At 57.8% G+C, this 23832-nt stretch carries 24 protein-coding genes; 13 read left to right on the top strand and 11 right to left on the bottom strand.

The window, feature by feature from the left end:
- Window positions 1-26: 26 nt before the first annotated feature.
- Window positions 27-578: a putative pterin-binding protein gene (locus tag AC2FIM_RS03735; RefSeq protein ID WP_496675999.1), complete on the top strand. Its 552-nt coding sequence runs from the start codon at window positions 27-29 to the stop codon at window positions 576-578.
- On the opposite strand, the gene AC2FIM_RS03740 is transcribed toward AC2FIM_RS03735, so the two are convergent.
- Entirely contained in the window at window positions 560-1732 is a 1173-nt protein-coding gene (locus tag AC2FIM_RS03740; protein WP_271947493.1) for a deoxyguanosinetriphosphate triphosphohydrolase, read from the bottom strand. The two genes, AC2FIM_RS03735 and AC2FIM_RS03740, sit on opposite strands and share 19 nt — an antisense overlap.
- Window positions 1733-1807: 75 nt before the next feature.
- Here AC2FIM_RS03740 and AC2FIM_RS03745 point away from each other — a divergent pair, with 75 nt between their 5' ends.
- Both AC2FIM_RS03745 and xth read left to right on the top strand, forming a co-directional pair.
- On the top strand, window positions 1808-2131 hold the full coding sequence (locus tag AC2FIM_RS03745) for a HesB/IscA family protein (protein ID WP_142633331.1): 324 nt from the start codon (window positions 1808-1810) through the stop codon (window positions 2129-2131).
- A 282-nt stretch (window positions 2132-2413) separates the two neighbouring features.
- Window positions 2414-3193, top strand: a complete 780-nt coding sequence (gene xth, locus AC2FIM_RS03750; protein ID WP_271947496.1) for an exodeoxyribonuclease III — start codon at window positions 2414-2416, stop codon at window positions 3191-3193.
- Between the two features lie 4 nt (window positions 3194-3197).
- Here xth and AC2FIM_RS03755 read toward each other — a convergent pair whose 3' ends face one another.
- Both AC2FIM_RS03755 and dksA read right to left on the bottom strand, forming a co-directional pair.
- Complete coding sequence (locus AC2FIM_RS03755; RefSeq protein ID WP_271947498.1) at window positions 3198-4349, bottom strand: FAD-dependent monooxygenase; 1152 nt, start codon at window positions 4347-4349, stop codon at window positions 3198-3200.
- A 70-nt stretch (window positions 4350-4419) separates the two neighbouring features.
- Entirely contained in the window at window positions 4420-4842 is a 423-nt protein-coding gene (gene dksA / locus AC2FIM_RS03760; protein WP_271947500.1) for an RNA polymerase-binding protein DksA, read from the bottom strand.
- Between the two features lie 373 nt (window positions 4843-5215).
- On the opposite strand from dksA, the gene AC2FIM_RS03765 reads away from it, so the two are divergent.
- From AC2FIM_RS03765 to AC2FIM_RS03785, 5 genes are all read left to right on the top strand, one after another.
- Window positions 5216-6061 carry an AAA family ATPase gene (locus tag AC2FIM_RS03765; protein WP_271948074.1) on the top strand — a complete coding sequence of 282 codons (846 nt, stop codon included), beginning with the start codon at window positions 5216-5218 and terminating at the stop codon, window positions 6059-6061.
- Window positions 6062-6176: 115 nt separating this feature from the next.
- Window positions 6177-6626 (top strand): GNAT family N-acetyltransferase, encoded by a 450-nt coding sequence (locus AC2FIM_RS03770; protein WP_271947502.1) that lies wholly within the window; start codon window positions 6177-6179, stop codon window positions 6624-6626.
- A complete protein-coding gene (locus AC2FIM_RS03775; RefSeq protein ID WP_496707927.1) occupies window positions 6623-7975 on the top strand; it encodes a DUF2927 domain-containing protein in 1353 nt (450 codons plus the stop codon). Before AC2FIM_RS03770 ends, AC2FIM_RS03775 begins: the two co-directional genes overlap by 4 nt.
- Before the next feature lie 16 nt (window positions 7976-7991).
- The gene (locus AC2FIM_RS03780; RefSeq protein WP_185956603.1) at window positions 7992-8162 is read left to right on the top strand and encodes a hypothetical protein; all 171 of its coding nucleotides are present in this window, start codon (window positions 7992-7994) and stop codon (window positions 8160-8162) included.
- A gap of 3 nt (window positions 8163-8165) precedes the next feature.
- A complete protein-coding gene (locus AC2FIM_RS03785; RefSeq protein ID WP_496676013.1) occupies window positions 8166-9350 on the top strand; it encodes a vWA domain-containing protein in 1185 nt (394 codons plus the stop codon).
- Between the two features lie 36 nt (window positions 9351-9386).
- Here AC2FIM_RS03785 and AC2FIM_RS03790 read toward each other — a convergent pair whose 3' ends face one another.
- Entirely contained in the window at window positions 9387-10871 is a 1485-nt protein-coding gene (locus AC2FIM_RS03790) for an inorganic phosphate transporter (RefSeq protein WP_142633316.1), read from the bottom strand.
- A 171-nt stretch (window positions 10872-11042) separates the two neighbouring features.
- On the opposite strand from AC2FIM_RS03790, the gene AC2FIM_RS03795 reads away from it, so the two are divergent.
- Window positions 11043-11729, top strand: coding sequence for a M48 family metallopeptidase (locus AC2FIM_RS03795; protein WP_142633315.1), 687 nt, complete (start codon window positions 11043-11045; stop codon window positions 11727-11729).
- A gap of 71 nt (window positions 11730-11800) precedes the next feature.
- Here AC2FIM_RS03795 and AC2FIM_RS03800 read toward each other — a convergent pair whose 3' ends face one another.
- From AC2FIM_RS03800 to AC2FIM_RS03815, 4 genes are read right to left on the bottom strand one after another with little or no spacing between them, the layout of a single operon-like run.
- Window positions 11801-12343, bottom strand: coding sequence for an RSP_2648 family PIN domain-containing protein (locus AC2FIM_RS03800; protein ID WP_271947510.1), 543 nt, complete (start codon window positions 12341-12343; stop codon window positions 11801-11803).
- Entirely contained in the window at window positions 12340-13542 is a 1203-nt protein-coding gene (locus tag AC2FIM_RS03805; protein WP_271947512.1) for an RSP_2647 family RNA methyltransferase, read from the bottom strand. Before AC2FIM_RS03805 ends, AC2FIM_RS03800 begins: the two co-directional genes overlap by 4 nt.
- A 38-nt stretch (window positions 13543-13580) precedes the next feature.
- A complete protein-coding gene (locus AC2FIM_RS03810; RefSeq protein WP_271947514.1) occupies window positions 13581-13853 on the bottom strand; it encodes a hypothetical protein in 273 nt (90 codons plus the stop codon).
- On the bottom strand, window positions 13840-16629 hold the full coding sequence (locus AC2FIM_RS03815; RefSeq protein ID WP_496707926.1) for a [protein-PII] uridylyltransferase family protein: 2790 nt from the start codon (window positions 16627-16629) through the stop codon (window positions 13840-13842). The genes AC2FIM_RS03810 and AC2FIM_RS03815 overlap by 14 nt, the downstream gene beginning before the upstream one ends.
- A 282-nt stretch (window positions 16630-16911) precedes the next feature.
- Here AC2FIM_RS03815 and AC2FIM_RS03820 point away from each other — a divergent pair, with 282 nt between their 5' ends.
- The 4 genes from AC2FIM_RS03820 to AC2FIM_RS03835 all read left to right on the top strand — a co-directional run bounded on the left by AC2FIM_RS03820 (window position 16912) and on the right by AC2FIM_RS03835 (window position 19125).
- Window positions 16912-17334: a DUF2852 domain-containing protein gene (locus tag AC2FIM_RS03820; protein WP_142633305.1), complete on the top strand. Its 423-nt coding sequence runs from the start codon at window positions 16912-16914 to the stop codon at window positions 17332-17334.
- Between the two features lie 63 nt (window positions 17335-17397).
- Window positions 17398-17829 (top strand): RDD family protein, encoded by a 432-nt coding sequence (locus tag AC2FIM_RS03825; RefSeq protein ID WP_142635100.1) that lies wholly within the window; start codon window positions 17398-17400, stop codon window positions 17827-17829.
- A gap of 75 nt (window positions 17830-17904) precedes the next feature.
- Complete coding sequence (locus tag AC2FIM_RS03830; RefSeq protein ID WP_281971951.1) at window positions 17905-18729, top strand: arginyltransferase; 825 nt, start codon at window positions 17905-17907, stop codon at window positions 18727-18729.
- 6 nt (window positions 18730-18735) lie between these two features.
- Window positions 18736-19125 carry a VOC family protein gene (locus tag AC2FIM_RS03835; protein WP_496676033.1) on the top strand — a complete coding sequence of 130 codons (390 nt, stop codon included), beginning with the start codon at window positions 18736-18738 and terminating at the stop codon, window positions 19123-19125.
- A 135-nt stretch (window positions 19126-19260) separates the two neighbouring features.
- On the opposite strand, the gene AC2FIM_RS03840 is transcribed toward AC2FIM_RS03835, so the two are convergent.
- From AC2FIM_RS03840 to AC2FIM_RS03850, 3 genes are all read right to left on the bottom strand, one after another.
- Window positions 19261-21615 carry a TRAP transporter large permease gene (locus AC2FIM_RS03840; protein ID WP_281971950.1) on the bottom strand — a complete coding sequence of 785 codons (2355 nt, stop codon included), beginning with the start codon at window positions 21613-21615 and terminating at the stop codon, window positions 19261-19263.
- Window positions 21616-21632: 17 nt separating this feature from the next.
- Complete coding sequence (locus tag AC2FIM_RS03845) at window positions 21633-22559, bottom strand: TRAP transporter small permease subunit (protein WP_271947526.1); 927 nt, start codon at window positions 22557-22559, stop codon at window positions 21633-21635.
- A gap of 119 nt (window positions 22560-22678) precedes the next feature.
- Window positions 22679-23761 (bottom strand): TRAP transporter substrate-binding protein, encoded by a 1083-nt coding sequence (locus tag AC2FIM_RS03850; RefSeq protein WP_142633295.1) that lies wholly within the window; start codon window positions 23759-23761, stop codon window positions 22679-22681.
- Window positions 23762-23832: the final 71 nt, after the last annotated feature.

The following is a 23832-nucleotide window of genomic DNA, read 5'->3' on the forward strand; positions in this document are numbered from 1 at the left end:
TCATATCTATCTAAACGGAGATTCCTATGCGCCTTGCCCTGCCCCTGTGCCTGCTCTGGTCGACCGCCCTGCCCGCTTTTGCAGAAATGCCCGCCCCGCAAGGCCATGTGCTGATAACGCTCGGCGGCTCGGTTGAGAAAACCAACCTGCCCGCACGCGGTGCAGAGGACGGCGGCTTGCTGGGATATCTGGAGGTCACCCATGACGGGGCAGCTGGCTTTGACGCGACATTGCTGGATAGTTTGGATCAGGTCGAGATCACAATTCCCTACGGCACCGAGGACAACCAGCGCGACATCACCTTTAGCGGCCCGCTTTTGTCGGATGTGATGGTCATAGCCGGTGCCGAAGGTAAGACGGCCAAACCGATGGCAATGGACGGGTATCAAGCCGAAATTCCCTGGCATAGTATCTCGACCTATCAGCCTATCCTCGCCACCCACGCCGACGGCGCCCCCATGGGGATCGGAGGGTATGGCCCAACGATGATCGTCTTCCCACCCACCGACGACGCTGAGGCGGCGCAGGATCAGACGGGCCAACAAGTCTGGGCTTTGGCCTATATCGGGGTCGAGTGATCCGCCGGTATCGGGTGGCCAGTCAGTCTGGCATGATCCTGTAGCGCAAACCTGTCGGTCATCCCGGCAATATAGTCCGATACGATCCGGGCTAAGGCAGTCTCATCCTCAGCCTCTTCAATGTCCGCGTGCCAGCGCGCGGGCATTTGCTTCGGATCGCCAAGGTAGATTGGAAACAAATCCTCGACCACTTTGCTGACCTCGGCGCGCACCGTCATCACCGACGGCGCCCTGTACATCCGCGAAAACAGGAAAGCGCGAATTTCCTTCAGTTGCGCCCAAAGGCCTGTTGAGAACTGAATGACCGGATAGCCAAGATGCCGGATCTCTTCGACGCTCTGGGCACCGGACCCTGCGATCAGAGCCCGAGACGTGTCGATCACGTCCGACACCATAACCCCAAACACCCGCCGCAACGCCTCATGCCGACGGCGATAGGGGTCGAGGCCCGGGTACTTGCGATCCACCTCCGAATAACAGTCGCCCACGATCGGCAGTCGCTGAATGTCCTCGTCGCTGAACAACTCCGCCCTCAGCCCGTCCAACAGGTCATGATTGTTATAGGCGATGTCGTCAGACAAGGCCGCCACCTGCGCCTCTGCGCTTGCGTGCGTGTGCAGTTCAAGATTAAACGCCGCATTGCACTCCGCCAGCGCCCAGGGCAGTTCCCCTTCCACCGGTCCGTTATGTTTTGCAATGCCTTCCAGGGTTTCCCACGTAAGGTTGCACCCATCGAACTCGGCATAATGACGCTCGAGCCGGGTGACGATCCGAATGGCCTGCGCGTTATGATCGAACCCGCCATACGGCTGCATGATCTCATGCAAGGCATCCTCGCCAGTATGTCCGAACGGCGTGTGGCCAAGATCATGGGCCAGAGCCACCGCTTCGGTCAGTTCTGGATTCAAACCCAAAGCCCCGGCAATCGTCCGCGCCACCTGCGCGACCTCGATGGAATGGGTCAACCGCGTTCGATAACTATCCCCTTCGTGCTCAACAAAAACTTGGGTCTTGTGCTTGAGCCGCCGAAAGGCGCTGGCATGAATGATCCGGTCCCGGTCGCGCTGAAAGCATGACCGGAAACTGCTTTCTTCCTCTGGCACCAACCGCCCTCTTGCGCGGTCGGGATTCGAGGCAAAACCTGCTCTGTCCAACGGTCTGTCCTTGTCGCCTGTCCTTGGGCTTTCTATATGGTAGAGTGGTTAAGAAATAAACCTTTGGAGTTTGGCATGAATCTGCCCCCGACAGTTACAGAACGCGCCTTTGACCGCCTTGCCGAGATCGGCGCGGCCGATCAGGGTCAAGCCCTGCGTGTCGCTGTCGAAGGCGGCGGGTGTTCGGGCTTTCAGTACGAAATTGCATTGGACAAACCCAAAGACGACGATTTGGTTCTTGAGGGTAAGGGGCAGAAGGTCATTGTCGACGCAATCTCACTGCCGTTTCTTGAAAATGCGGTGATTGATTTCACGCAAGAACTGATCGGCGCACGCTTTGTGATCGAAAACCCAAACGCCACCTCCTCCTGCGGCTGCGGCACTTCGTTTTCAATGTGATCACCCGTGGGGGTTTCACCCCCACACCTCCAATTTATTTCTAGCCAGATGAAGCAGGGATCCGCTCTCCGATTTCTAGACCGGAGAGCTTCACCTGGCGCGGTCATCGGCGCCTTCGCCTGTACCACCAGCTGATTTTCGGAGATTCTGGTTAACGGTCCGTTTCTTCATCTGGCCAAAAATACCTCGGAGCGCGAGGCAGCGCCTCGCAAACCTGTTCTCCGCCTTGCCGTTGGGCCCGTTCTGGGCGATAGGTTGCCAAGGACTGTCGGAGGACCGCGCATGAAAATCGCCACATTCAACATCAACGGCATCAAGGCGCGGGCCGAAGCATTGCCGCGTTGGCTGGATGATGCCCAGCCCGATGTTGTGCTGCTGCAAGAGATCAAGTCAGTCGACGATAACTTCCCCAGAGAGATCTTTGAGGCGCGCGGGTACAACGTGGAAACGCACGGGCAGAAAAGCTTTAACGGCGTTGCCATTCTGTCGAAGCTACCGCTCGAGGACGTCTCGCGGGGTTTGCCCGGTGATGATGAGGATGAACAGGCCCGCTGGATCGAGGCCACGGTCGTCGGCAAACAGGCACTGCGTATCTGCGGGCTCTATCTGCCAAACGGCAACCCCACCCCGGGGCCAAAATACGACTACAAACTTGCCTGGATGGAGCGACTCTATCATCGGGCCCGCGACCTGATGAACAGTGAAGAACCCGCTCTGATGGCAGGTGATTACAACATCATTCCCCAGGCCGAAGACGCAGCGCGTCCCGATGCCTGGCGCGAGGATGCATTGTTTCGCCCTGAAAGCCGGGCCGCATTTCGGAAAATTCTGAATCTCGGCTTCACCGAGGCCTTTCGCGCTGGCACGCAAGGTCCGGAACATTATTCATTCTGGGATTATCAAGCGGGTGCGTGGAACCGAAATGACGGGATTCGTATTGATCATTTCCTTCTGACCCCTCAGGCCGCTGACCTTTTGCGCGATTGCAAAATCGATTCCGAAATTCGGGGGCACGAAAAACCTTCAGATCATGTTCCGGTTTGGATAGATCTAGATCTGTAATCGGCTAAGCCGTGGCATCGAACTCATAGATCCAATCATATTTTCGGCCCAACCGCGATCCAACTGCCATCAACGCCAGTTGCGCCCCGACACGCATAGGGCCACGTAGATGGAAGTTGCGCGCGTTGGCTCCAGCGGCAGCGACCACCCGAGTTGCCCGCTGGCGACGGGTCGCTTCATAGGCGGCCAGTGCTTGCGAAACGCCGGATTGTTCTTCGAAAGACCGCCCCAGAGTCCAGGCATCTTCTAGTGCAAGGCAAGCACCTTGGGCCATGAAAGGCAGCGTTGGATGAGCTGCGTCGCCCAAAAGCGCCACACGCCCATTCTGCCAGCATTCAGCAACAGGGCGCAGGAACAATGCCCAGATATTCGGGTCCTGAACCTCTTGCAAAATCTCTTTGACCAAGCCGCCAAAACCTGCAAATCGCGCCTTCAGCTCTTCTGGATCACCGCGCAGACGCCAGCCTTCTTCCTGCCAGTCAGACCTCTCTTCGATTGCCACGATGTTCATCAGGGTCTGATCGCGCAAAGGATACGTCACTACATGCCGTCCCGGCCCCATGGTTAGCACCGCGCAAGGGTTCTTGTTGCGCCGGTCCCATCGAATCGTCGCGCGCCAGGCAACCTGATGTGTGAATTTCGGTGTTTCCCTGCCAGTCAGGTCAGCACGAATTGCACTTTGGCCGCCGTCCGCCGCGACTGCACAATCAACCCGAAATCTCGCCCCCGTATCGAGGATGATTTCGGCCTCGGACGGGTGCTTTCGCACCCGTTCCACACGCGCACCAAGGTGAAACTCTACCCCTTTTTGAACCGCCGCTTTGTAGAGAAGATCAAGCAGGTCAGCGCGATGGTAATAATAGGTAGGCCCGGCAGAGGGTGGCACGATTTTGCAGACCAGCCGCCCTGCCCGGTAATCACGAAGGACCGTTCCATGGGACAAAAGCCCAGCCTCGGGCGTGTCCGCAACAACCTTCAGCGCACGCAGCACAGCCATCCCGTTGGCGCTGATCTGAAGGCCCGCGCCAACCTCGGTCAATTCTGGTGCCTGCTCAAACACGGTCACCACGGCGCCGCGCTGTCGCAGGGTCAAAGCAGCCGCGAGGCCGCCAATGCCACCTCCGACTATGCCGAATTTCGATCCGCTGATGTTCATGTCACCGGCTTAACGCAAATACGCCGGAGCAAAAGGCCCCGGCGTCTATGTTATCAGATTTTCCCAGCGATCAATCGTCGCGGTGGACCTTTTCGCGACGCTCATGCCGTTCCTGCGCCTCAAGCGTCATGGTCGCGATTGGGCGCGCATCCAGACGTTTCAACGAGATCGGATCACCGGTCATCTCGCAATAGCCGTACTCGCCTTCGTCGATGCGGCGCAGGGCCGAGTCGATCTTGGCCACCAGTTTGCGCTGACGATCGCGGGTGCGCAGTTCCAGCGCGCGATCGGTTTCTTCGCTTGCGCGGTCAGCGACATCCGGAATGTTACGGGTATTGTCCTGCAGCCCTTCGATCGTATCGCGGCTGCCAGCCATTAGTTCGTTTTTCCAATCCAGCAGCTTGCGACGAAAATACTCTAGCTGCCTGTCATTCATAAATGGTTCGTCTTCAGCTGGACGGTAATCTTCAGGCAGAAAAACTTCCTGCTTCATTTTTGCTCCCTCGGTGTGGCCTGCAACGCCGGTCACTCTCTCATTACCTGACATGCGGCAATCCCCTTCTGCGGAGCGTTTATCTGACAGCGCAGTAATTGTCACTATGCAAACGTCGCCCCGGCGCCGCGCCATTGCGCGTGATCTAAATACGTCCAACCAAACAACAAAACCTTGTTTTTCTGTGAAAATTAACTGACCATTTCAGGGCAACGCCAAAAAGACGGCACCGGAGGTTAGCGCACGAATCAACCAAAAGCATTGTAGTTACTTGGCAATTTCCCTTCATGCGACGCAGCGACCTGGCTTGTCAAAATTTCTGCTGCGCGGTAACCCCAAGGGCGCATTTCGCGCGACACTTGATGAGGGGCCAATGACCGCACGTTTCCAAGGAACAGCCGAATACGTCGCCACAGACGATCTGACCATTGCGGTAAATGCCGCCGTGACGCTGGAACGTCCCTTGCTGGTCAAAGGTGAGCCGGGAACTGGCAAGACCGAGTTGGCCAAGCAGGTGGCCGGAGCGTTGGGGCTGCGGATGATCGAGTGGAACGTGAAATCCACCACCCGCGCGCAGCAGGGGCTGTATGAATACGATGCCGTCAGTCGTCTGCGCGACAGCCAGTTGGGTGAAGAGCGCGTGCACGACGTGTCGAACTATATCCGCAAGGGTAAATTGTGGCAGGCCTTTGAAACCGATGAAAAGGTCGTGTTGTTGATCGACGAGATCGACAAGGCCGATATCGAGTTTCCGAACGATCTGCTGCAAGAGCTCGATAAGATGGAGTTTCACGTCTACGAGACCAGCGAAACGATCCGCGCCAAGAACCGTCCGATCGTCATCATCACATCGAACAATGAAAAGGAACTGCCCGACGCCTTCCTGCGCCGGTGTTTCTTTCACTATATCCGGTTCCCTGATGAGGCCACGATGCGCCGCATCGTCGAGGTCCATCATCCCGGCATCAAAGATGCGCTTTTGACAACGGCTCTGACCCAGTTCTATGAGATTCGCGAAACTCAGGGCCTGAAGAAAAAGCCATCAACCTCAGAGGTGCTGGACTGGCTCAAGCTGCTGCTGGCCGAGGACCTGACCGCCGAAGATCTCAAGCGCGATGGCGCCAATGCCCTGCCCAAACTGCACGGTGCGCTGCTTAAGAATGAACAAGACGTGCACCTGTTCGAACGCCTGGCATTCATGGCCCGCAACAAACGCTGAGCCGGTAAACCCTCGGTGATCGCCGCTTGCCTTAGCAAGTCTCGGATGCAAGCATTGGTCTCGGGTTGCCCGGCTTGTCCGGGCAATTTACCATCAGACCCAACGGGACTCAGCAATGCCAGAAACAGTAACAATTCGAGCCTTGCATCCGACTGATCGCGAGGACTGGGCGGATATGTGGCGGGACTATCTGGCGTTTTATGAAACGACGGTTCCGGATTCCGTCTATGACAGCACATTCTCGCGACTGCTGGGCGATGATCCGAACGATTTTTCTTGTTTCGTCGCGCAGGCCGACGGAGGGCTTGTGGGTTTGACCCACTTTCTGTTCCACCGCCATGCCTGGAAGGAAGAAAGCGTGTGCTACTTGCAGGACCTATTCGCCCGCCCCGAGGCGCGCGGCATGGGGGTCGGTCGCGCTTTGATTCAGGCCGTTTACGAAGAAGCGGACCGGCAAGGTGCACCGTCTGTCTATTGGCTGACGCAGGATTTCAACCATACCGCGCGAAAGCTCTATGACAGGATCGGCAAACAGACACCTTTCATCAAGTATCAGCGCCCATGACGCGATGGGTCGCAATCTTGATCAGCTTTGTCCTGACCGCATGTGCCGCGATTGAGCCTGCCGAAAGCCCACCCGAGATTGTGGAGGTCGAACCACCCCTGCCCCCCGCCAAGTCCTTTACGCGTGCATATCCCTCGCCTCCGGCGCGGTCGAATGAAAACATGGCAGCGGATTTCATCTCTCTGCATTTCGCACTGGAAGGGGGTACGGAACTGCCTGTTTTTACCCGGTTCGAAACCCCGATCACGGTGCGGTTGACAGGGGCTGCGACGGCCTCGCTTCAAAAGGATCTGGGCCGCCTGCTGACCCGTCTGCGCACCGAGGCCGGGATAGACATCAAACAGATCAAGGACGGTCAGGCCAACATCACGATCGCGGCGGTCAGTCAAAAAGAGATTCAGGCCATCCTGCCTCAGGCTGCATGTTTCGTGGTGCCCAATGCCTCAAGCCTTGAGGAGTACCGCCGGGACCGGTTCAAACAGAAAAGCAGCTGGACCAAACTGAGCAGCCGTGAGCGACTGGGCATCTTCATTCCCGCAGATGCAAGTCCGCAGGAAAAACGTGACTGCCTGCACGAAGAGATTGCACAGGCGCTTGGCCCGCTGAATGACCTGTATCGCCTTCCGGACTCGGTATTCAACGATGACAATATCCACACGGTCCTGACCGGGTTCGACATGTTGATCCTGAAGGCCGCATATTCATCCCAACTGCACAGCGGTATGACACGTGAACAGGTCGAAACGGCCATACCCGAAATTCTCTCGCGCCTGAATCCGCGCGGTGATGCGGTGCCGGTACAGCCCATGCCGGAAACTCCACGAGCCTGGATTTCAGCAATTCAGAAATCCTTGCAATCCAGTCGCAGCCAGCAATCGCGCATGAGGCAGGCCCGCAAGGCAGCCCGAATTGGCAAGGAACAAGGTTGGACCGATCACCGGCGCGCTTACCCTCATTACCTGATGGGCCGCATGGAACAGTTCGATGATCCGCATGAAGCGTTGCGCCAATATGATATTGCCCTGCAGTTTCTGCGCGCTACACCGGGCACGGAATTGCATCGATCCTACATCACGACCCAACTGGGCGCCTTTGCGCTTTCGCAAGGCAATGGGCCAGAGTTCCTGCCCAAAATCGACGACGCTATTAACGTGATGACACGGGCTGAGAACGCCTCGCAGCTTGCAACGTTATTGTTGCTGAAAGCCGAGGTCCTGAATGAAGTCGGCCGTTCCGCAGAGGCACGTTCCGTCAGACTGGACAGTCTGAGATGGGCACGATACGGCTTTGGCTCGGATGTAGTGGCCCGGTCGCTTATGCAGGACGTCGCAGAAGGACCAGTCAATTAACGGGGGCGATTAACGCATGATAGTGGTTCTGGGACTGGCGGTGCTGGGTGCGCTCCTTGGGGCGTTGACCGCGCGCAAACGCAACGGCAGCGGCGCCGATATCGCGCAATATGCAGCCGGATATGGAATCGCCTTTGCGCTGGTCGGGCTAATCCTGTCCTTGGTTCTGGTTCGCTTTGTGGTGTAGCCCATGTTTGTTCCCTTTTTCGAAAACCTTCGCAAAGCCGGTATCCCCGTATCCCTGCGGGAATATCTGACCTTTCTGGAGGGTATGAAAAAGGGGCTGGCAACCTATGATGTCGAGGCGTTCTATTACCTCGCCCGCGTGTCGATGGTGAAGGACGAACGCAATATCGACAAGTTCGACCGCGCTTTTGCCGCCAGCTTTGAAGGGCTGGAACAGATCGGGTTCGAACAGGTCCTCGAAGCCGTCGACATCCCTGCCGATTGGCTGGCGAAGATGGCGGAGAAGCACCTCAGCGAAGAGGAAAAAGCCGAGATCGAGGCCCTTGGCGGGTTCGACAAGCTGATGGAGACGCTGAAAGAGCGGCTCAAGGATCAGCAAGGCCGCCATCAAGGTGGCAACAAGTGGATCGGTACGGCAGGAACGTCGCCCTTCGGAGCCTACGGGTACAATCCGGAAGGTGTGCGGATCGGCCAGAAGGAAAGCCGTCATCAGCGCGCGGTCAAGGTTTGGGACAAGCGCGAATTCAAGAACCTGGACGACACGGTCGAACTGGGCACGCGCAACATCAAGGTCGCGTTGAAGCGCCTGCGCCGCTGGGCCCGCGAGGGTGCGGCGGAAGAGCTTGATCTGGACGGCACCATCCGCGCCACAGCCGAGCATGGATATCTAGACGTCAAAACCCGGCCCGAACGGCACAATGCCGTCAAGGTGCTGTTGTTTCTGGACGTCGGAGGCTCAATGGACCCACATATCAAAGTGGTTGAAGAGCTGTTCTCGGCCGCAAGAACCGAATTCAAGCATCTGGAATATTACTACTTCCACAACTGCCTGTACGAAGGTGTCTGGCGTGACAACATCCGCCGCTGGGACCAGCAGACGCCGACCCATGAGGTGCTGCGCACCTATGGTCCAGATTACAAATGCATCTTCGTCGGCGACGCCTCGATGAGCCCTTATGAGGTCGCCTATCCCGGCGGTGCCAATGAACATTGGAACCAGGAGGCTGGCCAGATCTGGCTACAGCGGGCACGCGACCAATGGGCATCGAACCTGTGGATCAACCCAGTGTCTGAGAAGTATTGGGAATATACCCACTCAATCGGAATGATCCGCGAGATTTTTCAGGATCGGATGGTGCCGATGACTCTGGCCGGGCTGGAAAAAGGAATGCGCGAGCTGACGCGATAACGCCAGCCCGCGGATCAGGTTCTGCCGAGGCCGGGATTACCCGGCGATGGCCTGAATGCCCAGAAACAGAACACCCGACAACACAGCCGCCGCGGGCACGGTAATAATCCAGGCTGCTATGATCGTCATAAAGTGCGAGCGGCGCACCAGCTTGCGCCGGCGGCGTTCTTCCGGTGCCAGAACCGTCCGCTCAGGCACTGTAATGCGGGCTTTACGCAGCCGTCTTTCAGCATCCCATTCCCGGAAGAAGCCGACGCCAAAGACGGCACCCACTGCAATATGGGTCGAGCTTACGGGAAGACCCAGCCAACTGGCCACGATAACGGTGATGGCTGCGGACAGCGCAACGCAATAGGCACGCATCGGGTTAAGTTTGGTTATTTGGCTGCCAACCATTCGGATCAGTTTTGGCCCAAACAGGAACAGGCCAAACGAAATGCCAAAGGCGCCGATGATCATGACCCAATAGGGAATACTGATCGCCTGGGTGAAATCACCTGAGGCAGAGGCTTGCACGATGGCCGCCAAAGGACCAACGGCATTGGCCACATCATTGGCCCCATGTGCAAAGCTGAGAAGTGCAGCGGACACGATCAGCGGAATGCCAAACAATATTTTGAGGGACTTGTTGCGGTTCTCCAGCCCTTCGGATTGACGCCGAATAACCGGAATCATCACGGCCCAGACCAACGCCCCGCAGACTGCCCCGATCAGCAGAGCAGTGCTCAGGTCGATCTTGACGATCTTCTTGATACCCTTCAGCGCCAGGTAGCTTGCAAACGCCCCCGCCATGATACCAACCAGCATCGGAACCCATTTCCGGGCCGCCGCGATCTTGTCGTCCTGATAGATGATCCTGGCCTTAATGAACCAAAGAAAACCAGCCGCCACCAGACCGCCAAGCATCGGCGAGATAACCCAGCTGGCCGCGATCTTGCTCATCGTCCCCCAGCTTACTGCGCCAAAACCGGCTGCGGCGATCCCCGCCCCCATGACGCCTCCGACAACCGAGTGGGTCGTGGACACGGGCGCTCCGACCCAGGTCGCCAGGTTGACCCAAAGCGCCGAAGACAACAAAGCCGCCATCATCGCCCAGATGAATACAGTCTGCGTTCCCATGCTTTCAGGAGCGATAATGCCCTTCGCGATCGTGGAAACAACGTCACCTCCAGCGATCAGCGCGCCTGCACTTTCGAATATGGCAGCAATCGCGATGGCGCCCCCCATGGTCAGCGCATTGGCCCCGACCGCCGGTCCCATATTGTTGGCAACATCATTGGCCCCGATATTCAGCGCCATATATGCCCCAAACATTGCCGCAAGTACTACGATCAGCGTGTTGTTGCCTTGTCCGAACAGGAAGGCTGCCACAAGACCTGCGACAACGATAAAAGAAAGCGCGATGCCAGACCCGACAAATGGGCGACCCACCTGGGAGGTTGCCACTTCTAGCCGAGAAAAGCGTCTAAGGTCGCGGTCAAGCGTTTCCAGGTGACGGGCTTCGTGGTCATTGTTGGACATTGTGTGTTCTCCGACGAGTTCCCGTGCGGATAAGGCGGCAGGCGGCGTTTTTCAACAGTTAGAATCCTAAAGAACCCAGTTTCCACTGCGTCATGGCAGCTAGGAAGCCTTTCAGGCCCACGGAAACGCTGATGCCTTGCCCTTGTGTCTGCTTATCCCCATATCAGAACCATGCTCCGAATTACTCCGATTCTTCTGGCGGTTCTGTATGCCGTGGTGATGTACCGGATCTCGGTCTGGCGCACCCATCGCGAGCTTGACCTGAAATCGACCGAACTGGCCGATCCCGCCCTCAAGCGTATGACTGACCGGCTGGCGGCGGCGCTGGGGATCGAGAGGGTTCCGGTCTATATATATGAAATCGACCCGGTGAACGGGCTTGCGGCGCCGGATGGACGAATATTCATCACACGCGGGTTTTATCGCAAGTTCCTCAATGGCGAGGTTTCCGCCGAAGAGATGGCGAGCGTCATCGCACATGAACTGGGGCATGTGGCCTTGGGTCATGCTCGGCGGCGCATGATTGATTTTTCTGGGCAGAATGCGTTGCGGACAGCCTTGATGCTGCTTCTGAGCCGGTTCATCCCATTCATCGGTGCGATGATTGCAAATGCGCTGACTGCGCTTTTGGCGTCGCGCCTGTCACGTGGGGATGAATATGAAGCAGATGAATATGCCGCCGCCCTGCTGACCAAAGCCGGAATCGGCATCGGCCCGCAAAAGTCTCTGTTTCACAAGCTTGAGGATTTGACGCAGCAACGCGCGGGCGTTGTACCCGCCTGGTTGATGAGCCATCCCAAAACGGATGAGCGGATTGCGGCACTGGAAGTGCTTGAGCAGCGTTGGGCGCGTGGCTGAGGCTCGGCGGCGAGAGGCCAGCCCCTCGCGCTCTCCGAGGTAATTTTAGTCAGATGAAGCAGGGACCCCAATTAGCTGGCGAGCGCTTTGCCCAGACGCGGCAGGCGGGCTTTTTTCATCAATCCACGCAAAGTCCATGTATCGCCTGACAGGCGGTTTGCTTCGGCCAGTACCTGCTGTGCAAGCTGGTCCAGCCCTTGCGGGTCGTTATACCAGAAACCATGCAGCAGACTGTCAGGGTCGCGCCGCTCAAGCCCTTCTTCTGCAAGAATATTTCTGGGGAAATCCTTGGCGTTGACCGTGACGATGGTATCCGCTGACGCGGCTACTGCAGTGGCCAAAACGTGGATATCAGCGGCGTCCGGCAGCCAGAGCCGAGCCTGCAGGCCATCATTGGCTGGGCGTTCTGCCTTGGGCCATTTGACCTGCGTCAGGGCAATCTCGGCACGGGCCTGCGCCTCGCCCTCGGGGCCCAGCTTGCGTGCGGCGCGGGCCCATTCCTCGAGGATGCGCGCCGACCATATAGGGGTGAAATGACCTAGTCGGGCGGTGCCCAACAGCATCTCACGCATCACCGTTGGATAGATGACGCAGGTATCGAGTACAGCCTTCATAACCGGTAGAACACGGCCTTGAGGTAACCGCTTTCTGCCAGCTGCGGCAGTTGCGGGTGATCAGACCCGGCAAAGCCCGTATGGATCAGTTGGGCTGAGCGCCCGGCGCGCCCGATACCACGGGATGAGGCGTCGCGGAAGCGGCCCAGATCAGCAGCGTGCGAGCAAGAGCATAAGCCCAGATATCCGCCCGGCTTGACCAGTGTGGCGGCCAATCGCGCAATGCGTTCATAGGCCCGCAGCCCTGCATCCAACGCCTGCCTTGATGGTGCAAAGGCGGGAGGATCACAGATAACGACGTCAAATTTAGCGCCTTCGTCGTTCAATTGAGCCAACACATCAAAGGCATCGCCTTGGCGCGTGTCGAATTGATCGGCAAAGCCAGAAGCCTCGGCCCCTTTTGCGGCCAACTCCAATGCCGCGGCCGACCCATCGACCGACAGCGCCTGTCCGGCGCCACCCGCCAGCATCGCCAACCCGAAGCCTCCGACATGGCTGAAGACATCCAGTACCTGTGCCTTGGGTTGAACCAGCTGCGCAGCAAAGGCGTGATTGGGGCGTTGGTCATAGAACAGGCCGGTTTTCTGACCGCCCGCCAAATCCGCCATATAGGTTGCACCGTTCATCAACACGGGCAAAGGCGCATCTGGGACAGTGCCGCGCAAGGTCAGGTTGACATCATCCAACCCTTCCAGACCGCGTGTCCGGCCCGAGGCGTTTTTCAGCACGGTCGTCACGCCGGTCACGGCGGTCAGTGCATCGGTCAACATATCCAGATGCGCTTCGGCCCAGGCAGCGTTGGGCTGAATCACACACGCCTCACCGAACCGGTCGATGATGACACCCGGAAAGCCATCGGCCTCGGCATGGATCAGGCGGTAAAAGGGCGAGTCAAACAGGCGTTCGCGCATATCAAGCGCGCGGCGCAGACGGGTTTCGAACCAATCAGCCGTCAGCTCGGCGTCAGGATCGCGGTCCAGCACACGGCACATGATTTTCGATTCAGGATTGACCGCCACCAGCGCGATCGGCGCGCGATTTTCATCCTCGAGCACGGCCAGCGCGCCAGCAGGGATTTTGCGCGTGCGACGGTCGGTGACAATGTCATTGGCATAGACCCACGGGAAGCCATGGCGCAGGCCGCGCGCATTGGCTTTGGGTTTCAGGCGGATACGGGGACGGTCTGCAGTTTGGGTCATGGCGACCTCATAGTCGCGAACGCGCCGAGGGGAAAGCCCTAGCGGTTGCGAGACCGCCAACCACCGCGCCGTTTCGGCGCCTGAGCTGATTGCAACCCTTCGGTCAGCACCTGTGTCATTGGGTGATCGACCTCATCTTTGGCATAGATGGCGTGCAGGTCAGACAGGGCTTGCCTCTGATCACGCCCCTCCGGAAGGCTTAACGCCCAGTCCAGAAAGATACTGCGACATTCGGGCAATGTGATGCCATCGATGCGATAGGCCTCGCGGATCAGGCCTTTGTGATCGTTCGGATCGTCATTGCGCGGCATCTTTATCCTCCTGAATCACGCGGCCGATAATTTCGGCGGCGATATCGTAGCTTTCCTGCAACGCGGCCTGCAACTGTTCTACCTGCTCATACCCGGTGGCCCGACACAGGAAGGCAGAACCGCCCTCTCCGATTTTATCGGCCTCGATAACCTTACCTGACAACAGCCGAGCTGCGCATTGCACAGACCAGCATAGATCGTAGCAATCCTTCAACGTTTGCGCCTGAGCGACATCCAAAAGCGCGGCTGCGACTGCACCGTCCAACCCGGCATGTACATCGCGCTTTGCAACACCGGACAGTAAAGCGCCTGTTTCGGCCATCAGCTCTATGTCCATCATGCGTCCGGCCCCATTCTTGGCATCCCAAATACCGGCGGGGGTTTTCGCGGCTGCCAGACGCGCGCGCATTTCGGCAACTTCGCGCAAAACCTGCGCCTGATCGCGGGAGCGCGAAACAAGCTCTGTTCGAAAGCCCTCGATATCGTCGGCCAGAGAGGGCTCACCGGCGACGGGGTTTGCGCGCGTCAGGGCTAGGTGTTCCCACACCCATGCCTCATTCTGCTGATAGTTCGTGAAGCTGGCCCAACTGGTCGCCACCGGCCCCTGATTGCCCGAGGGGCGCAGCCGCATGTCGACCTCATAAAGTCGCCCCTGCGACATTGGAGCCGACAGCGCGGTGATCAGTGCCTGCGTGAACCGGGCATAGTAGGTCCGCGTGGCAAGAGGCCGTGGGCCCTCGGACATGTCCTGATCCAGCGGGTCGTAGATCACGATCATATCAAGGTCAGATTGCGAGTTGATCCGCCCTGCCCCCAGGGATCCCATGCCCAACACAGCGGCACCGCGACCAGGTGCGGGCCCGTGTTTGCTGGTGAACTGGTCCACAACACATGGCAGGATCGCAGCGATCACCGCGCTTGCAAGTTCGGCATATTGCTGCCCGGCCTGCACGCCGTCGATCAACCCGCGCAGATGGTGAACGCCGATCCGGAAATGCCATTCCTTGCACCAGCGCCGCGCCAGATCAAGCTGGCTTTCGTAGTCCTGCTCCTGCGAGAGTTCTCGCTCCAATTCGCCCTGCAGCACCGTCCGGCCCGGCCAGTCGTCAAAGAAGCTGCCGCCAATCACCGCATCAAAGACCGAGGCGTTGTGCGACAAATGCGCGGCCAATGCATGCGACGTGCCTACTATATCGACAAGCAGGTCGATAAGCTGCGGGTTGGCCTCGAACAGAGAAAACAGCTGCACGCCCGCAGGCAACCCGCGAAGGAAGCCGTCCAGTGCCAGCAGCGCCTCATCCGGTTGGGCGGTTTTGGCAAGACGCGTCAGCAGCTCTGGTTTCAGCCGTTCGAAAATCCGCGCCCCGCGCTGAGAACGCAGTGATGGGTAGGTCGTCCAGCGCGCCAATATGCTTTCGTCAAATTCAACTTCTGGCAAAGGTGCACGGGCTGTCGGGCCGGGGGCGAAAAAACCTTCGGTCAACTCATGAACCTCGGTCAGTCGCCGTTTCAGATCCGCAGTCAGATCGGCGCTATCAATCCCCTTCAGGCATGCAATCCGCTCAATCCCGTCCAAGGATTGCGGAATCTTATGGGTCTGCGCATCATGGATCATCTGAATGCGGTGTTCGACTTCGCGATGCGCGCGGTAGTGATCGGTAAGCTTTTCAGCCACGTCCTCGGGCACCCACCCTTTGCCGGCCAAAGCCGCCAAACCCGGTACAGTGCCACGCACGCGCAGGTCCGTATCGCGACCTCCGGCAATCAACTGTCGGGTCTGAGTGAAGAATTCAATCTCGCGTATCCCGCCTTGCCCTAGTTTCATATCATGACCCGGAATGGTCAGCGCACCGCCTGTCCCTTTGTTTTCGCGGATACGCAAGCGCATGTCATGGGCATCCTGAATAGCCGCGAAGTCCAGATGCCTTCGCCAGATGAAGGGGCGGAGCGTATCCAGGAAACGCTGCCCCGCAGCGAGATCGCCAGCGCAGGGACGCGCTTTGATATATGCGGCGCGCTCCCAAGTGCGGCCCAGACTTTCATAGTACCGTTCGGCAGCTTCCGCAGCCAGACAAACTGGCGTCACCGCAGGGTCAGGCCGCAGCCTTAGATCGGTGCGAAATACATATCCATCCGCTGTCTTGTCACTGAGTGTGGCGCAGAAATTCCGTGTCGCCCGGACCATCCCTTGCCGCGCTTCATAGAAATCGTCCGGATCATAGCGCGTTTCGTCAAACAAAACGATCAGGTCGATATCAGAGCTGTAGTTCAACTCATGCGCACCCATCTTGCCCATGGCCAATATGATCATCCCCGCGGCAGAGGCGACATCATCTTCGGTCATCCCCGGCAATTTACCTCGCCGGATCAAGGTTGCAATCTCGGCCTTGGCGGCAACATCCGCTACCATGGCCCCGAAATCGGTTAGTGCCCCTGTAACTTTTTCCAACGGCCAGGCCCCTGCCAGATCCGCTAGGGCGGTCAGCAGCGCCAAACGCCTCTTGGCCTGCCTCAGCCCCGGCCTGAGTTGATCCGCAGGCAAGGCCCTTGCGGTTTCCATAATGGATGCAAGCATCGCGTCCGGTTGCGCCAAAGCTTGCGGTAGCCAGTCGGCTTCCAGATCAATCAGGCCTTTGAGATAGGGGCTGGAGCCCGCAGCCCCAGCGATCAGTTCCCCCTGCTCAGGTGTAATGCCACCCACTGCATCGCGCGCTTCGGAACCAAGTGAAGGATCAAAGGCGCGCGGTACACGGTTGACGGCAAGAAGTCCTGTCATTTCATCTCCGATGACGTGGTTTCAGAATTTCTGTGGCCAAATATCTGACCCGACATTGCAACAATTTGGCGCTTAACTCAAAACAGCGCCGCAGCAGACAACCCAGCCAATGTTTGAAAGAAACCGTGGTGCGTTAGACTGAAATTGCGCTTGTTCAGATGTCAGGTCAACCATCCGAAATTCAGAAATGTAAATCATTTTCACATTGACCTCTTGTAACTGGGTTTGGTGCCCCCATCTATTCAATGTGAAAGCAATTTACATCTAACCCGGAGAGCACCTATGACCGCATTGACCGAACACGCCGTCCCTGAAAACCCGGGATGGCTCAGCCGCGCAGAAGCCTGGCTTGACGATAAAGGCAAAGGGGCCTGGATCGCAGCCATGGTCCTTGGCTTTATCTTTTTCTGGCCCGTCGGCCTGGCCCTTCTGGCCTACATGATCTGGAGCAAACGTATGTTCAACAAATCCTGCAGCCGTCGCAAATCCTGGCACAGCCACATGAGCGCAATGAAGCCCTCGGGCAACAGCGCATTCGACGCCTACAAGTCAGATACTCTGGCTCGGCTGGAGCGTGAGCAACAGGAATTCGAAGCGTTCCTGCATCGCCTGCGCGAAGCGAAAGACAAGGCCGAATTCGACCAGTTCATGGATGAACGCGTCCGCGAGAACCGCGAAAGCGATGAAACCGGCGATAACGCCTGATCGACCTTGCCCTGTTCCGACAATCGGGACAGGGTATTTGAAACATCTACCGGAATGACCCGTATGCACTCCTTGCCAGACCCGAACCGACAGCCCGAGTTTTACCAGTCCGTCACGACCAAACGGTTCCTGGCCTGGCTGTTCGATATCGCCTTTATTTCACTGCTTTGTACCGTCGCCATCGTCCTGACCCTCGGGCTCGGCGTACTGATACTCGCCCTGATTTATGCGGTGGTCAGTTTTGTCTATCGCGTCGTCACAATCGCCAACGGCTCGGCCACTCTGGGTATGCGTTTCATGGGGGTCGAACTGCGCGACGCTTTTGGTGAACGAATGGACACAGGTAAAGCGGTCGCGCACACAGCCGGTTATTTTGTCAGCATGGCATTTCCGGTGCTGCAGATCATTTCAGTCATCATGATGCTGACCGGCGCGCGCGGCCAGGGCCTGACCGACACCCTTCTCGGCACGGTTATGATCAACCGTCGCGCTTAAAAGACTGTCGCGTGAATCACTTGGCGGCTCCGGGAACGGTTGTTATCATCCCGTTTCAGGAACAATAGGACATTCATGCGACACACGCTGCCAATCGCGCCGCAATTCTACGTTACGGCCCCTCAGCCTTGCCCTTATCTTGAGGGCAAGATGGAGCGTAAGCTGTTCACTGCGCTGCAGGGCGAAGGCGCGAATCAACTGAATGACTCCCTTTCCCAGCAAGGGTTTCGACGGTCTCAGAACGTCCTATACCGCCCTTCCTGCACCGATTGCGCCGCGTGTTTGTCCGCGCGGATTGACGTTTCGGCCTTTCAACCCAGCAAAAGCCAAAAACGCGCGGTCAGGCGGAACTCATATCTGCGACGCCGGGCGAATTCCCCATGGGCAACCGACGAACAGTATGACCTGTTCCGCACCTATCTTGACACCCGACATGCGGATGGCGGCATGGCGGATATGGACGTCTTCGAATTTGCAGCCATGATCGAAGAGACCCCCATACGCAGTCGAGTGGTCGAATACTCAGACCCCGAATCCGGTAATCTGATCGCTGTCAGTTTGACCGATGTCTTGGATGACGGGCTGAGCATGGTCTATTCATTCTATAGCCCGGATCAGCCCCAGAATTCACTGGGCACGTACATGATCCTGGATCACATCGACATCGCACGCGAGGCGGGTCTGCCCTATATTTATCTTGGCTACTGGGTGCCTGGCAGCCCGAAAATGGGATACAAATCCCGCTTTGCAGGGCTGGAAGTGTACAGTCAGGGCGAATGGAAACGGGTCAAGGATCCCTGTGACATTGCACATGACGGCCACCACCCGCTTTCCACCGCCCCCATCGCCGAACAGGTTGCCAGCATCCAACTGCCTGATCGTCACCCGACCAAAGGCTAAAACCTGATGCAACAAAGCCTCCACGCCGTTACGCTTGTCGTGCCGGATTACGATGATGCCATCGCCTTTTTCACGCATACACTCAGCTTTTCCCTGACGCAGGACATCGACTTGGGCGCTGGAAAAAGATGGGTCCGCGTAAGCCCACCCGGATCCACCGGGGGCTCACTTCTACTCGCCAGGGCCGCCGATGCAGATCAGAGAACCGCAATCGGCAACCAGACAGGTGGTCGAGTCGGCTTCTTTCTGGAAACAGACAATTTCGACCGCGACTATAAGGCCATGCTGGCCAAAGGCGTCCATTTCGAAGAAGTCCCACGCTACGAACCCTATGGCATTGTTGCGGTCTGGCGCGATCCATTCGGAAACAGATGGGATCTGATCCAATTCACCTGATCCGCATCTTCATCTGGTCAAAAATACCTAGGGGTTGAATTGACCGCAGGCCAAGAAGGGGCTGGCCCCTTCTACCTACAAACAAAGCAATGGGGGCCAGCTGGCCCCCTTTTCATTTGAACACCTGATCTTTAATCAATTCGGGATCAGATCCGGCACGATGGTCACAATCGCAGGGAAGAACCAAAGGATTCCGATACCTACCACCTGGATCAGAACAAACGGTACAATCCCACGATAGATGTGGCCGGTGGTCACTTCTTTCGGCGCGACCCCGCGCAGATAGAACAGCGCAAATCCAAAAGGTGGTGTCAGGAACGAGGTCTGCAGGTTCACCGCCACCATGATCGTCACCCATTTCGGATCAAAAGACCCGCCATAGATTACCGGGCCTACAATCGGGATCACGATGTAAATGATCTCCAGGAAATCCAGCACGAACCCAAGGAAGAACAGCACCAGCATCACGATCAGGAAAACCGTGAATTCATTATCAAAGCTCTTGAGGAACTGCTGGATATAGTGCTCACCGCCGAACGAGATCACCACCAGATTCAACAGCTGTGACCCGATCAAAATGGTGAACACCATTGAGGTCACCTTGGCGGTTTCCCGCACCACCGGGGTCAGCACGCCGCTGGAATACAGAACCCAGCAGCCGAACAGCAAACCGAACAGGGCATACAGATAGGCCGCATAGGCTATGATGAAGGCAATCCAGGTTTCGGCCGAGGCGCTGCTCTGATTGATGCGCAGATCAAAATTGACCCCCATCAACAGGGCAATGACCACGGCGAAGGTGGCCCAGATGATGACCTTGCCGGACCGCTCCTGATCTTGCAGCTTGCGATAGGCCGCCAGCATGATCGCACCACCCGCGCCCAATGCCGCCGCCGGTGTTGGGTTGGTCACCCCACCCAGGATCGACCCCAGCACCGCGATGATCAGAACCAGCGGAGGAAAGACCACCCGGATCAGATCATTGGTGGCACAGCGCGCCGCAGCCTCTTTGCAGCCATAGATGGCCAAGGCAAAGGGCAACGCCAGCATCACAAAGGTCAAACCTGACGACGTTGTTGGCGACACGAACAGAATATCGACAAGCAACATCAGGATCAGACCAATGGACCCAAGGATCAGCGGCTGTGGCGACCGTGACGGCGCAATGCCCCGACCCAGCACAATGGTCAGACCCAGCAACAGAACCATCACCGCAACACCCGTTCCAATCGGAGCGGCGTTGGCAATCTTCTCTTGCTGCGCGGTGGCCAGTTCTTCCTCGGTCAGACGGGTCGATTCTGCGGCACCACCTGCGTCATCAATGGCCGTTTGCTCGGCCACGGCCTGATCCCAGGCGGATTGACCATGCAGCTCGATCATCGAGGCTTTGCAGGTTTCGGAAACGTTGGTCCGCAGCGATGCGCCCTGCCCGATATCAGAGAAAGCCGAGACCGAGACGTTCTGGCTGCCGATAACCCCCAGATTGCCCAGCAGAACTGTACCCACGATCAGCGCGACAGGCGCACCCAGCAACCAGGTGAAACCTTCTGAACGGGTAATGGGCTCTCCGCTGCCGCCGGTCATGGGCACCGCAGGCGCCTTATGCGGGTTGAGCAGCGCATAGCCAAAGGCATAAAGCGCATATAGCAGCGCCAACATGATCCCTGGCAGCAAGGCGGCCTGGAACAAAGTACCGACCGAGACAACCGCAGGCTCACCCAGATAGGTCAGTGCGTCCGTGCATCCTGCGTCAACCGCGCGGGTCTCTTGAGCCGTCGAATACAAGTCACCGGCCAGCGTTCCCAGCAGAACAATCACGATCGAGGGCGGGATGATCTGCCCCAGCGTACCTGAAGCCGCAATGACACCCGTCGCCAATTCAGGCGAATAGTTGTTGCGCAGCATGGTTGGCAGCGCCAGCAAGCCCATGGTTACAACGGTCGCGCCCACGATCCCGGTTGAGGCCGCAAGAAACGCCCCCACGACCACAATCGAAACGGCCAGACCACCCGGCAACGGTCCAAAGACGCGCGCCATTGTGGTCAGCAGATCATTGGCGATCTTCGACCGTTCAAGCGTGATGCCCATCAGCACGAACATCAAAACCGCCAGAAGGGTTTCAATGGACTGACCGGCCAGAACACGCTCGTTCATGCGGTTCACGATGAACGACACGTTGCGGTCCAGAGCGGTTTCCCAGCCCGAGACAAAAACAGGCTCGGCAATCCTTGGTAAGTCCGGGAAGCGGAACACTGATATGGTATCGGGTTTAACCCCCGTGCTGACCAGATCCTGATACGCCGCAGAGCCGGTGTCGATCGCCTGGTGAATCAGCAAACCTGCGCTGTCCAATGCGGCGATGATGCCGAATGAGATCACTCCTGCCCCGCCGATGGCGAAGGCCACCGGAAAACCGGATAGAATACCTCCGAAGAGGCAGAAAAATACGATAATGAGGCCTATCTCGACGCCATCAAGTCCGAATAGCATTGTCTGGTTCTCCGTCCCTAATGCGCGCCTTCGTAGGCTTCTTCACCCTCGCCAAGGCTGTCCTTGTCGAGGTATTTTCCAACACTTTCAGGGCCTTCCACATATTCCAGATACGAGCGGTACAGGAATGCAATCGCGTGCAGGAACACCATCGCTGCGAAGGCGATCAGCAAGATCTTGAACAGGAAATAGCCGTTGAATCCGTTGGGGCTGAACCCGATGGTTTCCACGTTCCAGCGCAGCGCGCGGGACTTGGCCACCAGCCGGTCCAAAGTATCACTGGCCGAGGGCTTCGGCACGATCAGATGCCGCCACATGAAGTACCAGCCATACATCCAGGTCAGCACCGCCATCGGCATCATGAACAGTATGGCACCACACATGTCGACCACACGTTTGGCGCGGTGGCTGATGCCGGCATAGATCAGGTCAACGCGGACATGGCCGCCCTGTACAAAGGTGTAGGTGCAGCACAGGCACACGACCATGGCGTTATACAGTTTCAGCTCTTCCGCGAACCAGCTGATATCCATCTGAAACGGGATACCCAGCCCAAAGGACATATCCGGGCGGGTAAAGACCCGCTGCATGAACACGATGATGATCTGCTGAACCACCATCAAAAGGCCTGCCCAGGCGAAGAAACGCCCCGTCGTGTTGGCAAAGCCTTCTAGCCCGCGCACCATCGCCCACATGAAGTTGCGGTAGTAAAGACCAATGGCCGTCAACACCAGAAACAGCGTGAAAACCACAAAGAAGAACTCGACCGACCCGCCGTAATAGACAAAGCGCATGACTGCTTCTTTGTCCGACCAGTCCAGCCAGAGTTGCGGATGCGTGATGGCGTATCCGAAATTAATGAAGGCTTCGGCAATGTTCTGAATGAACCATATCAGTCCATTCCACAGGGCGCCGAAGAACGAGATACCGTTTTCGTCCTGCATGTTGTCCCCAGGTCGCGTCAGTTGCACATTTGAGAGTTACAGTTTGTCCGACCGTCAGATGCGCAACGGGAATGGCTCCCCCGACATGCGGGGGAACCGATTTCAAAGATCGAAGTGACTTAGCCGCGAACGCGGTCGCGCTGCGAGGTGTAGACACCCGACGACAGATTGTTCCAGGCCGAAGACGCGGCCATGGATTCCATCGCGCTGTCGTGGATGCGCTTGAACAGCTCGTCGCCCATGTTCTCGTCCAGGACTTCCTGGCTTGCGGCACCAAACGCGTCCCAAACGCTGTCCGGGAACTCCATGACCTTGACGCCACCAGCCTGCAGACGCTGCAGCGCCGCGCCGTTGTTGGCCAGGAATTGCGCCAGGTTCCACTGATGGCATTCACCTGCGGCGATCTCGATGATCTTCTGCTGCGAGGCAGACAGGCTGTCATAGACCTCGCGGTTGGTTGCCAGCGAAAGACCCGCACCCGGCTCATGGAAGCCCGCGGTGTAGTATGTCTTGGTGATTTCCTGGAAACCGGCTTTTTCGTCAGCCCACGGACCGATCCACTCGGTTCCGTCGATCGCGCCGGATGACAGCGCCTGATACACTTCGGAGCCCGGAATGTTCTGCACGGATGCGCCCAGTTTACCCAGAGCTTTACCGCCCAGCCCCGGCATGCGGAACTTCAGGCCGTTGAAATCTTCGGGGCTGTTGATCTCTTTCGAGTACCAGCCACCTGCCTGCGCACCGGTGTTACCAGCCAGGAAGGATTTCAGGCCAAAGATTTCGCCCAGCTCGTCATGCAGTTCCATACCACCGGCATGGTAGTACCAGTTCACCAGCTCCTGGGCGGTCATACCAAACGGAACAGCGGTAAAGAATGCATAGCCCGGATGCTGACCCACAAAATAATAGTCTGCCGCGTGGTACATATCGGCCTGACCGGATGATACCGCGTCAAACACTTCGAACGCGCCAACCAGCTCACCGGCTGCTTTGATCTCAACGTTCAGGTTGCCGTCCGACATGGTGGTGATGCTGTCGGCGCAACGCTGCGCGCTGTCGAACACACCTGCAAGGCCACGGCCCCAGGATGTGACCATGGTCAGCGTGCGCTTGCCCTGTGCATAGGCCGGTGCCGCCAGCGTGGTCGCTGCAGCAGCCGAGCCGCCCAGTGCGGATGTTTTCAGAAATGAACGACGGTCCATATGAGTGATCCTCCCCTTCATAATCATGACCCGGATTGTCCGGGCCTGTCGTATTCAACAGCGGCAAGACT

The sequence above is a fragment of the Ruegeria sp. CDSC052 genome, from assembly GCF_059610685.1.

Coding starts and splice junctions, on each gene's coding strand:
- AC2FIM_RS03735 (WP_496675999.1), top strand. CDS start 27: ATGCGCCTTGCCCTGCCCCTGTGCCTGCTCTGGTCGACCGCCCTGCCC.
- AC2FIM_RS03745 (WP_142633331.1), top strand. CDS start 1,808: ATGAATCTGCCCCCGACAGTTACAGAACGCGCCTTTGACCGCCTTGCC.
- xth (WP_271947496.1), top strand. CDS start 2,414: ATGAAAATCGCCACATTCAACATCAACGGCATCAAGGCGCGGGCCGAA.
- AC2FIM_RS03755 (WP_271947498.1), bottom strand. CDS start 4,349: ATGAACATCAGCGGATCGAAATTCGGCATAGTCGGAGGTGGCATTGGC.
- dksA (WP_271947500.1), bottom strand. CDS start 4,842: ATGAAGCAGGAAGTTTTTCTGCCTGAAGATTACCGTCCAGCTGAAGAC.
- AC2FIM_RS03765 (WP_271948074.1), top strand. CDS start 5,216: ATGACCGCACGTTTCCAAGGAACAGCCGAATACGTCGCCACAGACGAT.
- AC2FIM_RS03770 (WP_271947502.1), top strand. CDS start 6,177: ATGCCAGAAACAGTAACAATTCGAGCCTTGCATCCGACTGATCGCGAG.
- AC2FIM_RS03775 (WP_496707927.1), top strand. CDS start 6,623: ATGACGCGATGGGTCGCAATCTTGATCAGCTTTGTCCTGACCGCATGT.
- AC2FIM_RS03780 (WP_185956603.1), top strand. CDS start 7,992: ATGATAGTGGTTCTGGGACTGGCGGTGCTGGGTGCGCTCCTTGGGGCG.
- AC2FIM_RS03785 (WP_496676013.1), top strand. CDS start 8,166: ATGTTTGTTCCCTTTTTCGAAAACCTTCGCAAAGCCGGTATCCCCGTA.
- AC2FIM_RS03790 (WP_142633316.1), bottom strand. CDS start 10,871: ATGTCCAACAATGACCACGAAGCCCGTCACCTGGAAACGCTTGACCGC.
- AC2FIM_RS03795 (WP_142633315.1), top strand. CDS start 11,043: ATGCTCCGAATTACTCCGATTCTTCTGGCGGTTCTGTATGCCGTGGTG.
- AC2FIM_RS03800 (WP_271947510.1), bottom strand. CDS start 12,343: ATGAAGGCTGTACTCGATACCTGCGTCATCTATCCAACGGTGATGCGT.
- AC2FIM_RS03805 (WP_271947512.1), bottom strand. CDS start 13,542: ATGACCCAAACTGCAGACCGTCCCCGTATCCGCCTGAAACCCAAAGCC.
- AC2FIM_RS03810 (WP_271947514.1), bottom strand. CDS start 13,853: ATGCCGCGCAATGACGATCCGAACGATCACAAAGGCCTGATCCGCGAG.
- AC2FIM_RS03815 (WP_496707926.1), bottom strand. CDS start 16,629: ATGACAGGACTTCTTGCCGTCAACCGTGTACCGCGCGCCTTTGATCCT.
- AC2FIM_RS03820 (WP_142633305.1), top strand. CDS start 16,912: ATGACCGCATTGACCGAACACGCCGTCCCTGAAAACCCGGGATGGCTC.
- AC2FIM_RS03825 (WP_142635100.1), top strand. CDS start 17,398: ATGCACTCCTTGCCAGACCCGAACCGACAGCCCGAGTTTTACCAGTCC.
- AC2FIM_RS03830 (WP_281971951.1), top strand. CDS start 17,905: ATGCGACACACGCTGCCAATCGCGCCGCAATTCTACGTTACGGCCCCT.
- AC2FIM_RS03835 (WP_496676033.1), top strand. CDS start 18,736: ATGCAACAAAGCCTCCACGCCGTTACGCTTGTCGTGCCGGATTACGAT.
- AC2FIM_RS03840 (WP_281971950.1), bottom strand. CDS start 21,615: ATGCTATTCGGACTTGATGGCGTCGAGATAGGCCTCATTATCGTATTT.
- AC2FIM_RS03845 (WP_271947526.1), bottom strand. CDS start 22,559: ATGCAGGACGAAAACGGTATCTCGTTCTTCGGCGCCCTGTGGAATGGA.
- AC2FIM_RS03850 (WP_142633295.1), bottom strand. CDS start 23,761: ATGGACCGTCGTTCATTTCTGAAAACATCCGCACTGGGCGGCTCGGCT.